The sequence below is a fragment of the Microbacterium aoyamense genome (genome assembly GCF_023155855.1).
Taxonomy (GTDB): Bacteria; Actinomycetota; Actinomycetes; order Actinomycetales; family Microbacteriaceae; genus Microbacterium; species Microbacterium aoyamense.
Window position 1 is genome coordinate 194296 of record NZ_JAKNUT010000004.1, and the last position, 12651, is coordinate 206946.

The window sequence follows — 12651 nt, forward strand, 5'->3', positions numbered from 1 at the left end:
ATCGCATGCGCCAGAACCCGAGCTTCGCGATGACGGATGTCACCGAGCTCCGCCGCCTGATCTCCCGCAATCCGTGGGTCACGCTCGTGAGCCAGACCGATGACGGGCTCGTGGCATCCCACTACGCCGTCCTCCTCGACGACGAGCGCGACGACCTCACCATCGTGGGGCACGTCGGTCGCCCCGACGACCTCATCCACGGGCTGGGGGAACGTGAACTGCTCGTCGTCGTGCAGGGGCCGCACGGGTACATCTCACCCGGGTGGTACGACGGCGGCACGCAGGTCCCGACCTGGAACTTCGTCTCGGCGCACCTGTCGGGCGTCCCCGAGATCCTCAGCCCCGAAGAGAACCTGAGGGTGCTCGAGAAGCTCGTGGCGCATTTCGAGGGCGGGATGCCGCAGCCCCGGCTCATGTGGGAGCCCCCGAACGACCCGGACTTCGTGCGGCGTCTGGAGAAGGGCACGATCGGCTTCCGTCTCACTCCGACGAAGGTCGTCGCGAAGCGCAAGCTCAGTCAGAACAAGACGCCCGAGGTCGTCGAGACGATCATCGCCGAGCTGTCGGGCGACGAACGCTGGGCGAACGCCCCGCTCGCTGCCGAGATGCGCCGTGCGCACGACGCGCTCGCGGCGGCACGGGAGGAGAACGCATGATCGGCACGATCGTCGGTGCACGCGTCGCGGGCGCGGGGCGGGAACTGCTTCCCGATGACGGCCCCGTCGACGTCTTCCTCGACGATGGAGTGATCGCCGACATCGCACCGACGGGCGCACTGAAGTCCGCCGGCGACGTGCTCGACGCCGACGGCGCGTGGCTCATCCCCGGCCTGTGGGACCACCACGTCCACGTCGTGCAGTGGGCGCTCGTCGCGCAGCGCGAAGCGCTCGGGCATGCGACATCGGCGGCGCACGCGGCATCCATCATGGGATCCGCCCCCGTCCTCTCGGACGGACGACGCGTCGGCACGGGATTCCGTGACGCGCTCTGGCCCGACACCCCGACGCTCGCCGTTCTCGACGAGGCGACGGGCGACGTCCCGACGTACCTCATCAACGCCGATGTGCACAGCGTCTGGCTCAACTCGGCCGCCCTCCGCCGCGAGGCGATGCCGATCGACGCGACCGGCGTCCTGCGCGAAGCGCCCGCGTTCGAGATCTCGCGCCGCCTCAATGCCGTCGATCCGGTCGAGGGCGATCGCCTGGTCGCCGCGATGGCTCGGGATGCCGCATCCCGCGGCGTCGTCGGTCTCATCGACCTCGACATGGCGTGGAACGAGGATGCCTGGACCCGGCGCCTGGGCGCCGGATTCGACACGCTCCAGGTCGAGTTCGGCATCTACCCCGAGTTCCTCGATCGAGCGATCGCCGAAGGCCTCAGCAGCGGCGACGTCGCGCGGGGCGCGGCATCCGACCTCGCGCGCGTCGGCTCGCTCAAGGTCATCACCGACGGCTCGCTCGGCACGCGGACGGCGGCGTGCTCGCACGCCTACCCCGGCGACCCGCACAATCACGGACTGCTGACGGTCGACCCCGCGACGCTCACCGATCTCATGACGCGGGCGACCGGGGCGGGGCTCTCGTGCGCGATCCACGCGATCGGCGACGTCGCCAACTCGCACGCGCTCGACGCGTTCGCCACGACCGGAGCGTGGGGCACGATCGAGCACGCGCAGCTCGTCGCGCACGCCGACATCCCGCGCTTCGCACGCCTCGGGATCGCCGCCAGCGTGCAGCCCGAGCACGCGATCGACGACCGCGACATGACCGACACGATCTGGGTGGGACAGACCGCGCTGCCGTACGCACTCCGCTCGTTCGCCGACACCGGCGCGAATCTTCGCTTCGGCTCCGATGCTCCCGTATCGCCGCTCGATCCGTGGGCGGCGATGGCGGCGGCGATCTATCGCACCCGCGACGGTCGCGCACCCTGGCGCTTGGAGCAGGGCGTCGATGCGGCGACCGCGCTTGCGGCATCCACGCGCGGCGGCTCCACGGCCGGCGCGCGCATCGAGGTCGGCGCCGCCGCGGATCTCGCCCTGTGCGCCGAGAACCCCCTGACCGCGAGCGAGACCGGGCTCCGGGCGATGAGCGTGACGGCGACGCTGCTGGGTGGCAGGCTCACGCACGGGGGTTAGCCCCCGTGCGAGTCCGGGAGGAGGTCGGATGCCCGATTCCACGCCTGATCGCGAGGCTGGAGGCATGAGTTCGACGACCATGGTGCCCGGCACCGTCCCCACCGACATGACAGCCACCCCCGCCCGCGGCTTCTGGGCCTCGTACGGCGAGGCGTGGAGGCGCACGCCCGGGAGCGCGGTGTACCTGCTCGCGGTGTTCGTCCTCGCGATGGCGGCCGTCGGTGTGCTGGCGGGCCTGTTCTGGACCGGAGTGGGCCTCTTGATCCTCGTGGTCGGACTGCCGCTCATCGTGCTGACGCTGCTCATCGCACGCGGCTTCGGTGTGGCCGACCGCTTCCTGCTGCAGCTGACGGGTCTGCCCGCCGTCGAGGAGCCGACGTGGAACCGTGACGCACCCGACGCGACCGGATTCTGGGCGACGCTCACGCGCCCGATCCGCAACGCCCACTACTGGACCTCCCTCGTGCACGGCATGATCGTGAACCCGATCGTGAGCACGATCACGTTCGCGCTCACCGTCACGTGGCTGAGCGTCGGCCTGGGCGGACTGACCTATTGGTTCTGGGGCCTCTTCCTGCCGCGCGCGAACGGCGACGCGTGGGGGCACTACGTCGCGGATGCGGTGCCGATCTTCGCGGGCTGGAACGGCTGGGCCGTCGAGGTCGTCCTCTATCTGATCGCCGGCGTTCTCTTCACGTTCACGATGCCGTGGGTGCTGGGCGGGCTCGCCCGCGCCCACCACGGGGTCGCCCGGGGGCTGCTCGGCCGCTGGCAGTCCGACGACCTCGCGGCCGAGGTGCGGGCCGAAGCAGCGGCGCGCGGCGCGGCCGTCCACGCGGAGGACGTCGCCCTCCGCCGCCTCGAGCGCGACATCCACGACGGTCCGCAGCAGCGCCTCGTGCGCCTGCAGATGGACCTCGCAGCGCTCGAGCGTCGTGCGGAGGCGGGCGACGGCGATGCGGCCGCCGAGCTCGCCCGCGAAGCGCGGGGCCACGCGAAGGCCGCACTCGACGAATTGCGCGCGCTCTCGAGCGGTGTCGCACCGCCGCTCCTGCAGGACCGTGGTCTGTCGGCCGCCCTGACGGCCCTCGCGGCCGGTGCGCCGCTCTCGGTGCATGTCGACGTCGACCCCGAGATCGACGCCGCGGCGAGCCCCGAGATCGCCCGCACGGCGTACTTCACCGTCGCCGAGCTGATCACCAACGCGATCAAGCACTCCGGCGCGACGGCGGCGACGCTCAAGGCGTCCCTGCGTCCGGCCGAGGCCGGCACGATGGGGATGCTCGACATCTGGGTCGTCGACAATGGACGCGGGGGAGCGCGCTCAGCACCGGGCCACGGACTGGAGGGCCTCCGTGAGCGTGTCGCCGGCCTGCGGGGAACCCTAGTCGTCGACAGCCCGAGCGGCGGACCGAGCGCGCTCAGCATCCACATCCCGCTCCCTCAGGCCCCCGTATCCTGACGCCATGACCGAAGCATCCGCTCTGCGAGTCGTCCTCGTCGAGGATTCCGTGCTGCTGCGCGAGGGGCTCGTGCGGCTCTTCGACGAGGCCGGCTACGTCACGGCAGGGGCGTTCGGCGATGCCGAGGACATCGTCGCGCGGGTGCGGGAGGCGGCGGCGGATGTCGCGATCCTGGACGTGCGGCTGCCGCCGGGGTTCCGCGACGAGGGCATCCGCGCCGCGCTCCGGCTGCGCTCGGCAATGCCGGACGTCGGCATCCTCGTCCTGAGCCAGTACGTCGAGGGCGTGTACGCCCGCGAGCTGCTCGCCGAGGGGCAAGGCGGCGTGGGCTACCTGCTGAAAGATCGTGTGACGTCGCTCGACGAGTTCACGGATGCCGTGCAGCGCGTGCACGAGGGCGGCACGGTGCTCGACCCGCTCGTCGTGCGCCAGCTCATCGCCGCACGACCCGACCCGGTCGCGGCGCTCACTCCGCGCGAGCGCGATGTGCTCGAGCTCATGGCCGAGGGGCGCAGCAACGGGACCATCGCGCAGCGCCTCTTCATCGGCGTGGGCGCCGTCGAGAAGAACGTGAGTGCGATCTTCCAGAAGCTCGGGCTCGAGGAGTCCGGCTCGGACCACCGTCGCGTCCTGGCGGTGCTCGCGTTCCTTCAGCGGTGAGACAGCCCTGGTCTCTCGGGGTTTGGGGCGGAATATGTGCTTTGGGGCGGGAGATCGCCCGCCCCGAAGCGCGTGAGCTGCCCCAAACCCCGATCAAGGGGAGGACGAGTCAGATATCGCCGGCGGCTTCACGGCGAGCTCCGGCGCCTTCGTCACGAGCAGCCAGACCGGCAGAACGATGACGCAGAGCAGCGGCAGGAGCGTGATGTCGCCGGTCATCGCGACCGCGACGAAGATCGCCATCCAGCCGTCCTTCGTCGCCTGCAGCACGATGCCCATCGCACCGCACGCGATCGCGAGGCCGATGGGCATGCCGGGGATGATCGACTGGAAGAAGAGCCCGAGTGCCACGCCGACGAACACGGCCGGGAAGATGCGGCCGCCCCGGAACCCCGCGCTCGCGGCGACGAGCAGCGCGACGATCTTGACGATCGTGAACAGGGCGAGCTGCCCCGTCGAATAGTCGCCGGGATTCGCGATGAGCTCTCCGGTCTGCTCGAGTCCCTTGAACAGCGTGATCTGCCCGCCGATGACGCCGAGGATGCCGAGCACGAGACCACCGAGCGTCGTGAACAGCACGGGGTGCCGCAGGGCGTGGAACCCGCGGTGGATGTAGGGGAAGACGAAGGCGGCGAGGATGCCGAGACCGGCCGAGACGGCGGCGACGAGCAGTCCCGTGGCGAAGTCGGCGGGCGACGGGCCGCCGTACGCGGGCACGTCGAATGCGAGCGGGGGCGCCCCGAGCAGGTGCATCGTGAGGGCGCCGGCGCCCGCGGCCGCGACCGGGAGGAAGAGCTTGTCCCACAGCGACCCACCGCCGCGCACGGCGGCGACCGTGCCGGTCAGCACGAGTGCTGCGGCGACGGGCGTGCCGAACAGAGCCCCGATCGTCGCGGCCGAAGCGAGCAGGACGGCGATCTTTGTGGGCACGACCTTGACGAAGCGCGCGCAGAGCGCGACCGCGATCGCGCCGTTGATCGCGATGATCGGGTTCTCGGGCCCGAGGCTCACACCGCCGGCGAGGCTGATCAGGACCGCGAGCGCGATGCTCGGCACTTCGCGAAGGCGCGGCGGCGGGGTGTCGAGCTCGGTCGTCGCCGAATCGGGCCCCGCGTGCCCCGGTACGAACTGCACGACGAGTCCGACCGCGAGGCCGGTCGCCGTGAGGACGCCGATCGTGAGCCACGGGCTGTCGGGCGCGATGCCGACGGCATCCGGCAGGCCGTGCCACAGCACTTGCTCGAGCAGGTCGGCCAACTGCTCGAGGCTCCACAGCAGGAGCGCCGACACGACGCCGATGACGATCGCCGGGACTGCGAGCAGTACGAGGCTCCGGATGCTGGGGGCAGGGGCCACGTCGTCGGTCACGCACTCACCCTAGGGCTGATGCGCGAGCGGGGTCGAGGCCCGAAGGCCCCGACCCCGCCCGTCGGTGTTCGCTTACTCCGCGAGGTGCGCGAAGAGGAACCAGCGGTCCTTCTCGAGGCCGGCCTTGATCGCGATCGCGACATCCTGGCTCGTGAGGTCGACCTCGTCGAGGCCGTCGATCGCGGCCTGCGTGTCGGCGATGACGGCGTCCATGTCGGCGATCACGTCGCGGATCAGGGTCTCCCACTGCGTGAAGCCGGCGGGGACGGCCGTCGCCTGGGTCTTGGCCGCGACGGTCGCGACGCGCGCGTCGACCGGGAGACCGAGAGCGACGATGCGCTCCGCGGCGAGGTCTGCGCTGGCCTGAGCGTTCGACACCAGCGTGTCGAGCAGCTCGTGGATCGCGATGAAGTTCGAGCCGCGCACATTCCAGTGGGCCTGCTTGCCGTTCACGGCGAGGGCCTGGAGGCCGAGCACCAGCGGCGTGAGGAACTGGGCGGTGCCGGCGGCCATCGTGGGGTCTGCGGCGGTTGCGGGAATCGTGTTGGTCTTCGTCATGTCTGTCGCCTCCATCGTCGGGCGGAGTCCGTTCGCTCGAACGGGGCCCTTGTGGTCTCAACGCTACTCAGCCACGGACATTCCGCAAGCAAGCGAAGGCTGGGCTAAACGCCCGACGGTGGGGCGGTTCGGGATGCCGGAAACGAGCAGGTAGCGTCGAGGCGTGCCCTCCGCAGACCACGACCTCGGCCCGCAGGATCTCGGCGATCCCGCTCGGCTCCGCCGGCGCGAACCGCGCGACCGTTCGCCCGAGCACGCAGAGCCGTCGCGGTTCCTGCCGCACGTGCAGGGACTCCGCGCGATCGCGGTGATCTTCGTCGTGCTCTACCACTTCTGGCCCGCGCGCCTGCCGGGCGGCTACGTCGGCGTCGACATCTTCTTCGTCATCTCGGGGTTCCTCATCACGGGCCATCTGATGCGCGAACTGACGGCGACGGGCACGGTGCGGCTCGGCCAGTTCTGGGCGCGGCGCGCGCGCCGCCTGCTGCCGGCATCCCTCCTCGTCCTTCTCGTCTGCGCACTCGTCGCGATGTCGCCGTACCTCACCCCGACGTCGGCGCTGCCGAACGAGGTGCGCGAGATCATCGCATCCACGTTCTACGTCGAGAACTGGTTCCTGGCACTGAACTCGGCCGACTACCTGAACCACTCGGGCGACCCGACGACCGTTCAGCACTACTGGTCTCTGTCGCTCGAGGAGCAGTTCTACGTCATCTGGCCGCTCATCATGCTGCTCGCGGCATGGATCGGCGTGAAGTACTTCCGCGGCGCCCGCCGCAGGGCGGTGCTCATCGCCCTGGGCGTCGTGACCGTGGCATCCTTCGTCTTCTGCGTCGCCTTCACGATCACGAACCCGGCGCCCGCCTACTTCGTGACGTTCGCGCGCATGTGGCAGTTCGGCGTCGGTGCGATGATCGCCCTGATCCCGCTCCTGCAGGTGCGCAACGCCATCGTGAGCTTCTTCCTCGGGTGGGGCGGCGTGCTGGTGCTGCTCTTCGTCGCGTTCCGCTTCGACGGCCAGACGCCGTTCCCGGGGTACATGGCGGCGCTCCCGACGTTCGGTGCGGCGGCGATCATCGCGGCGTCGAACACGGAGCGCTGGTGGTACCCGACGCGGATCCTGGCGCTGCGGCCCGCGCAGTTCGTCGGCGACATCTCGTACTCGCTCTATCTGTGGCATTGGCCGCTCATCATCATCGCGCCGTCCGTCCCGTTCTGGGGGCTGACGATCTATCACCGCGTCGCGCTGCTCGTGCTGTGCTTCGTGCTCGCGTGGCTCACGAAGCGGTTCGTCGAGGATCCTGTCCGGTCGTGGAAGGTGCTCACCTCGCGGCCCGCGCGCGTGACGCTGTGGTCATCGCTCGCCGCGATGCTCGTCGTCGCGGGCGCCGCCGGCACGGCGTGGGCCGTCAACGCCTCCACCTACAACGAGGGTGTGCGCGCCCTGCAGGAGCTGCGCGAGAGCCCGCCCGAGTGCTTCGGCGCAGCCGTCGTGCTCGACGATGCGTGCGCGGGGACCGACTTCGGCGACACGATCCTTCCGGCGCCGGGATTCGCCGGCGTCGATCGGCCCGAGGCGGCGCAGTGCTTCGTGCAGCTCAACGATGCGCGGCCGGTCTCGTGCGAGTTCGGTTCGGAGGAGCCGGATGCTCCGCGCGTCGCGCTCATCGGCGACAGTCACGCCTATCAGCTGCTGTCGACGTTCCAGTCGCTCGCCGAGGAGAACGGATGGCACCTCACGACCTGGTTCAAGGGCGCCTGCCCGTGGAACACGACGCCGCTGTCGACCCCCGGTGCGTTCGGCGAGGCGTGCACCCAGTGGCGTGATGGCGTGCGTGCGCAGCTCGCGGACGCGGATCTGGATGCCGTCTTCACGGCCGCCATCGCGACGACGCCGTACTCCTCGGTCGGCTACGACTCGTCCTACGACGCGGCGGTCGCCGGGTACCAGGCCGCGTGGTCCGAGGTCCTCGACCGCGACATTCCCGTCATCACGGTCGTCGACAACCCCGTCTGGGAGACCGATCCGAACAAGTGCCTCAGGACGAGGGATGCGTCGGCCTGCGACGGACCTCGGTCGGAGCTGCTCGTGACGGACGATCCGCTGCGGGCCGCGGCATCCGGAATCGAGGGCGTGACGCTCCTCGACTTCACCGACGTCTTCTGCGGCGAAGAGGTCTGCTCGCCCGTCGTCGGCGGCGCGAACATCTACCGCGATCAGGACCACCTCACGGTGACCTTCGCGGACACCCTCGCTCCCTGGTACGCCGAAGCCATCGAGGCCGCTCTCGATAGAGTTTCGCCATGACGATTGCCGATGGCGCCAGCATCCTGTCCGTGAGCGGTCTCTCGCCCGTCCTGCACGCGTCGTCGTTCGTCGCCGACGGCGCGCGAGTGATCGGCGCCGTCACTCTCGGGGAGCAGGCGAGCGTCTGGTACAACGCGGTGCTGCGCGCCGATGGCGACACGATCACGATCGGTGCGCGCAGCAATCTGCAGGACAACGTCTCGGTCCACGTCGACCGGGGATCGCCGGTCCTGCTGGGAACCGACGTCTCGGTCGGGCACAACGCCGTCGTGCACGGCTGCACGATCGGCGATGGCGCGCTCATCGGCATGGGCGCCGTGGTGCTCAATCGCGCCGTCATCGGCGCGGGATGTCTCGTCGCTGCCGGCGCTGTCGTGCTCGAGGACACCGTGGTGCCGCCCGGATCCCTCGTGGCGGGCGTTCCCGCGAAGGTCCGTCGCGAACTCACTCCGGAAGAGAAGGACGGTCTGGTGCGCAACGCCGCCGCCTATCTCGCCCACACCGCGCAGCACGAGGACGCCGTCGAGGTCTGACGACCGCCTTCGGGTGTGCACATCGGCGGGACTCTTCGACGACACGCCGCTGGTCGACGCGGTCTGCCCGCGCGTCGTGGATGATCCCCGCCGTTGTGCACGCGCGACACGGCTGCTTGCATGGGGTGATGGATGCCGTCGGCTGGATCTTCGCCCTCTCGATGGGCGGACTTGTCGCGATCGTCACGTGGATGACCTTCCGCTGGATGCGCTCACGTGACGCGAAACCGGATGAGGAATGACGTGAGCCTGATCGAATCGCTCGCGCCGAACGAGGTCTTCGTCTTCGGCTCCAACAGCGGCGGCGCGCACGGCGGGGGAGCGGCGCGCTTCGCCTACGACCGCTTCGGTGCCGTGTGGGGGCAGTCCGAGGGCCTGCAGGGGCAGTCCTACGGCATCGACACGATGTCCGGGCTCGGCGTCCTCGAAGACCAGGCGCGACGGTTCATCGCGTTCGCCGCGGAGCATCCCGAAATGCGGTTCCTCGTGACCGAGGTGGGATGCGGCATCGCGGGTTATGCGCCCGACGACGTCAAGGGCTTCTTCGCGGGAGCGGGCGAGAACGTCGTGCTTCCGGCATCCTTCGTCGCCTGATCAGTCCTTCGCCGGCGGGTGGTTCGCCCCCCGGTGCACTTCGTAGACGCGCATGTGCTCCGGCCAGTCCGGGTCGTTGCCGATGGGGCGGTCGTCCATGAAGAGACGGATGACGTGCGCGAGCTGTTCAGGATGACTGAAGTTGATCGCGTGCGCGGCGCCCTCGAGCAGCACGACGAGCACGTGGTTGTCGGTCCGGCTCGCGATCTCGTCGATCCGGTGCGCGTGGGGGAGGAGCGGATCCTTCTCGCCCAGCACGACGAGCGTCGGGATCTTGAGCGCGAGCAGCCGCTCGAGCGACGGGTACTGCGTCAGCGCTTTGAAGAGCCGCGCGGTGCTGGGCACGCCGAACCGCAGATAGTCGGGCACCGCGACGCGTGCCATACGTGTGGGCTCGCGCGGGGCATCCATCGCCAACTGGGCCATCGCGCGCCGAAGGGGCCGGTTGAACAGACCGCCTGCGGGCGACACGAGCACGGCGCGCTCGACCCGCTCGGGGTAGTGGTGCGCGCACTCGAGGATGACGGGGCATCCCATCGAGTTGCCCACGAGTGAGACCTTCTCGACACCCTGATCGTCGAAGAAGTCCATCGCGGCGTGGGCGAGATCGGGGATGTCGAGCATGTCCTTGCGCTTGCCGCTGCGTCCGAAGCCCGGCAGGTCGGGCACGAAGGTGTGGAATTCGTCCGCGAGCCTCTCGGCGGTCGGGAGCAGGTACCGCCCCGACAGGCCGAACCCGTGCAGGTGCGCGAGCACGCGTGCGTCCGGCGCAGGGGTCGGCGACTCGCGGTAGAACACGTCGACGCCGTCGACGGTCGTCCACTTCTCGGCGAGAGTCGATGCCGGCTTGCGGGGAAGCTTTCGTGGCGAGTTCGCTGCCATGGGGACCTCCGGCGGATGGATGCCTCATCCTCTCGCCGCCGGGGGCGGCGGGCAATCACCCGTGCGGGGTGACTCTCGCGACACCAGCACGAATGCCCTCGCGCACGGACTGCGGCCGAACGTGAGGGCATTGGAGGGGCTGACGGGAATCGAACCCGCATCATTAGTTTGGAAGACTAAGGCTTTACCACTAAGCTACAGCCCCATTTCGGCTGGTGAGGGCCGAAATCGGATGCGGCGGCGAGCCGCTGCATCCACAATCCTACTGGACGCACGAACGGGCTTCGGACGCCCCGCCGTCGGAGAATGTCACGCTCGTCGGAGCAATCCGTGCGAAATGCACCGACAGGGGCGGAATTCTCCGACCGGACGACCTGAGCTTCGCGCGCCGGACCCGCCGACGCACGTCGGCTAGACTTCTCGGGGCCGTTTCGTGTCCGCGTACGCGCGCGACCTGCCCGGGGCGTAGCTCAGCTTGGTAGAGCGCCCGCTTTGGGAGCGGGAGGCCGCAGGTTCAAATCCTGTCGCCCCGACGAACGACCCTCACCCAGACTTCCAGACCCCCGCGCCCCTGCGCGGTCCAACCGAGGAGAACAACAGGCATGGTCACCAGCACCGTCGAGAAGCTCAGCCCCACGCGGGTCAAGCTCACCATCACGGTCACGCCCGAGGAGCTCAAGCCGAGCATCGCGCACGCGTACGAGCACATCGCACAGGACGTCCAGATCCCGGGCTTCCGCAAGGGCAAGGTGCCCGCCCCCATCATCGACCAGCGTGTCGGCCGCCTCGCGGTCCTCGAGCACGCCGTCAGCGAGGGCCTCGACACGTACTACCGCCAGGCCGCCGAGCAGAACGAGCTCCGCGTCATCGGCCGCCCGGCGGCCGAGGTCGTCACGTGGCCGAACGAGAAGGACTTCTCGGGCGACCTCGAGGTCACCGTCGAGGTCGACGTGCGTCCCGAGTTCGAGCTGCCCGCGTTCGAAGGCATCACGCTCGAGGTCCCCGCGGCCGAGGTCGACGAGGCCGCGATCGACGCCGAGCTCGACAACCTGCGCACCCGCTTCGGCACTCTCATCACGGTCGACCGTCCCGCCGCGAAGGGCGACTTCGTCGAGCTCGACCTCGTCGCCACGATCGGCGGCAACGAGATCGACCGCGCCGAGGGCGTGTCGTACGAGGTCGGCTCGGGCGAGCTGCTCGAAGGCATCGACGAGGCGATCGACTCGCTCACCGCGGGCGAGGACACCACGTTCCGCTCGTCGCTCATCGGCGGCGACCACGCCGGCGAAGAGGCCGAGGTCTCGGTGTCGGTCAAGGCCGTCAAGGAGCGCGAGCTCCCCGAGGCCGATGACGACTTCGCGCAGATCGCGAGCGAGTTCGACACCATCGCCGAGCTGCGCGAGAGCCTGTCGGAGCGCGTCGGCCAGCAGTCGGCCTTCACGCAGGGAGCCGCCGCCCGCGACGCCCTCGTCGAGAAGCTCATCGCCGAGGTCGAGATCCCCGTTCCGCCGCAGCTCATCGAGGACGAGGTGCACAACCACCTCGAGGGCGAAGGCCGCCTCGAGGACGACGTGCACCGTGCCGAGGTGACCGAGGCGAGCGAGAAGCAGTTCAAGACGCAGATGATCCTCGACAAGATCGCCGAGCAGGCGAACGTCCAGGTCTCGCAGGACGAGCTGACGCAGTACCTCATCCAGTCGGCCGCCCAGTACGGCATGGCCCCGCAGGAGTTCGTCGACGCGCTGCAGCAGGGCAACCAGCTGCCGGCCATGATCGGCGAGGTCGCGCGTAACAAGGCCCTCGCGGTCGCGCTCGGCAAGGTGACGGTCGTCGACTCGAACGGCAAGCCCGTCGACCTCGCCGGTTTCGTCGCGGTGGACGACGAGGCCGAGGCTGAAGAAGAGGTCGTCGAAGAGGCGCAGGAGCTCGCGGATGCCGCGGCCGACGCCGACGCGATCATCGAGGCGGAGGAGGCCGAGGCGAAGCCCAAGAAGAAGGCTCCCGCCAAGAAGAAGGCCGCTGACGCGTAATAACGCAGGGCTTGAGAAGAGGGTGGATGCCGCGGCATCCACCCTCTTCTCGTCTGTGCGCTCTGCCCAGGGCGAACACGGCCGGAAGCCCTGTGGCGCGCCGGTAGATTCGACTGCG

Annotated in this window: 11 protein-coding genes and 2 tRNA genes; 9 read left to right on the plus strand and 4 right to left on the minus strand. The window is 69.7% G+C overall.

Annotated features, from left to right (window positions below; all coding sequences use genetic code 11):
• Nucleotides 1-5: 5 nt before the first annotated feature.
• The 4 genes from MA876_RS12255 to MA876_RS12270 all read left to right on the plus strand — a co-directional run bounded on the left by MA876_RS12255 (nucleotide 6) and on the right by MA876_RS12270 (nucleotide 4260).
• Nucleotides 6-656 (plus strand): FMN-binding negative transcriptional regulator, encoded by a 651-nt coding sequence (locus MA876_RS12255; protein WP_248149392.1) that lies wholly within the window; start codon nucleotides 6-8, stop codon nucleotides 654-656.
• Complete coding sequence (locus MA876_RS12260; protein ID WP_248149404.1) at nucleotides 653-2137, plus strand: amidohydrolase; 1485 nt, start codon at nucleotides 653-655, stop codon at nucleotides 2135-2137. Before MA876_RS12255 ends, MA876_RS12260 begins: the two co-directional genes overlap by 4 nt.
• A gap of 64 nt (nucleotides 2138-2201) precedes the next feature.
• On the plus strand, nucleotides 2202-3599 hold the full coding sequence (locus MA876_RS12265) for a sensor histidine kinase (RefSeq protein WP_248149416.1): 1398 nt from the start codon (nucleotides 2202-2204) through the stop codon (nucleotides 3597-3599).
• A 4-nt stretch (nucleotides 3600-3603) separates the two neighbouring features.
• Nucleotides 3604-4260: a response regulator transcription factor gene (locus tag MA876_RS12270; RefSeq protein ID WP_248149419.1), complete on the plus strand. Its 657-nt coding sequence runs from the start codon at nucleotides 3604-3606 to the stop codon at nucleotides 4258-4260.
• A 93-nt stretch (nucleotides 4261-4353) separates the two neighbouring features.
• On the opposite strand, the gene MA876_RS12275 is transcribed toward MA876_RS12270, so the two are convergent.
• On the minus strand, nucleotides 4354-5628 hold the full coding sequence (locus MA876_RS12275; protein WP_248149420.1) for an ion channel protein: 1275 nt from the start codon (nucleotides 5626-5628) through the stop codon (nucleotides 4354-4356).
• A gap of 72 nt (nucleotides 5629-5700) precedes the next feature.
• Nucleotides 5701-6186 (minus strand): Dps family protein, encoded by a 486-nt coding sequence (locus MA876_RS12280; RefSeq protein WP_248149421.1) that lies wholly within the window; start codon nucleotides 6184-6186, stop codon nucleotides 5701-5703.
• A gap of 163 nt (nucleotides 6187-6349) precedes the next feature.
• On the opposite strand from MA876_RS12280, the gene MA876_RS12285 reads away from it, so the two are divergent.
• The 3 genes from MA876_RS12285 to MA876_RS12295 all read left to right on the plus strand — a co-directional run bounded on the left by MA876_RS12285 (nucleotide 6350) and on the right by MA876_RS12295 (nucleotide 9621).
• On the plus strand, nucleotides 6350-8494 hold the full coding sequence (locus MA876_RS12285; RefSeq protein ID WP_248149422.1) for an acyltransferase family protein: 2145 nt from the start codon (nucleotides 6350-6352) through the stop codon (nucleotides 8492-8494).
• Nucleotides 8491-9027 carry a gamma carbonic anhydrase family protein gene (locus MA876_RS12290; protein ID WP_248149427.1) on the plus strand — a complete coding sequence of 179 codons (537 nt, stop codon included), beginning with the start codon at nucleotides 8491-8493 and terminating at the stop codon, nucleotides 9025-9027. Before MA876_RS12285 ends, MA876_RS12290 begins: the two co-directional genes overlap by 4 nt.
• A 243-nt stretch (nucleotides 9028-9270) precedes the next feature.
• Nucleotides 9271-9621: an A1S_2505 family phage non-structural protein gene (locus MA876_RS12295; RefSeq protein ID WP_248149433.1), complete on the plus strand. Its 351-nt coding sequence runs from the start codon at nucleotides 9271-9273 to the stop codon at nucleotides 9619-9621.
• Here the strand turns inward: MA876_RS12295 and MA876_RS12300 are convergent, their stop codons facing one another.
• Both MA876_RS12300 and MA876_RS12305 read right to left on the minus strand, forming a co-directional pair.
• Nucleotides 9622-10503: an alpha/beta fold hydrolase gene (locus tag MA876_RS12300; protein WP_248149437.1), complete on the minus strand. Its 882-nt coding sequence runs from the start codon at nucleotides 10501-10503 to the stop codon at nucleotides 9622-9624.
• 131 nt (nucleotides 10504-10634) lie between these two features.
• Nucleotides 10635-10708 (minus strand) — tRNA-Gly (locus tag MA876_RS12305).
• Nucleotides 10709-10962: 254 nt separating this feature from the next.
• Between MA876_RS12305 and MA876_RS12310 the strand changes: the two genes are divergently transcribed.
• Both MA876_RS12310 and tig read left to right on the plus strand, forming a co-directional pair.
• Nucleotides 10963-11036 (plus strand) — tRNA-Pro (locus tag MA876_RS12310).
• A 69-nt stretch (nucleotides 11037-11105) separates the two neighbouring features.
• Nucleotides 11106-12533, plus strand: coding sequence for a trigger factor (gene tig, locus MA876_RS12315; RefSeq protein WP_248149451.1), 1428 nt, complete (start codon nucleotides 11106-11108; stop codon nucleotides 12531-12533).
• Nucleotides 12534-12651: the final 118 nt, after the last annotated feature.

What these genes read in the sequence shown, in the direction of transcription:
- MA876_RS12255 (WP_248149392.1), top strand. Translation starts at nt 6, where the DNA reads ATGCGCCAGAACCCGAGCTTCGCGATGACGGATGTCACCGAGCTCCGC.
- MA876_RS12260 (WP_248149404.1), top strand. Translation starts at nt 653, where the DNA reads ATGATCGGCACGATCGTCGGTGCACGCGTCGCGGGCGCGGGGCGGGAA.
- MA876_RS12265 (WP_248149416.1), top strand. Translation starts at nt 2,202, where the DNA reads ATGAGTTCGACGACCATGGTGCCCGGCACCGTCCCCACCGACATGACA.
- MA876_RS12270 (WP_248149419.1), top strand. Translation starts at nt 3,604, where the DNA reads ATGACCGAAGCATCCGCTCTGCGAGTCGTCCTCGTCGAGGATTCCGTG.
- MA876_RS12280 (WP_248149421.1), bottom strand. Translation starts at nt 6,186, where the DNA reads ATGACGAAGACCAACACGATTCCCGCAACCGCCGCAGACCCCACGATG.
- MA876_RS12290 (WP_248149427.1), top strand. Translation starts at nt 8,491, where the DNA reads ATGACGATTGCCGATGGCGCCAGCATCCTGTCCGTGAGCGGTCTCTCG.
- MA876_RS12300 (WP_248149437.1), bottom strand. Translation starts at nt 10,503, where the DNA reads ATGGCAGCGAACTCGCCACGAAAGCTTCCCCGCAAGCCGGCATCGACT.
- tig (WP_248149451.1), top strand. Translation starts at nt 11,106, where the DNA reads ATGGTCACCAGCACCGTCGAGAAGCTCAGCCCCACGCGGGTCAAGCTC.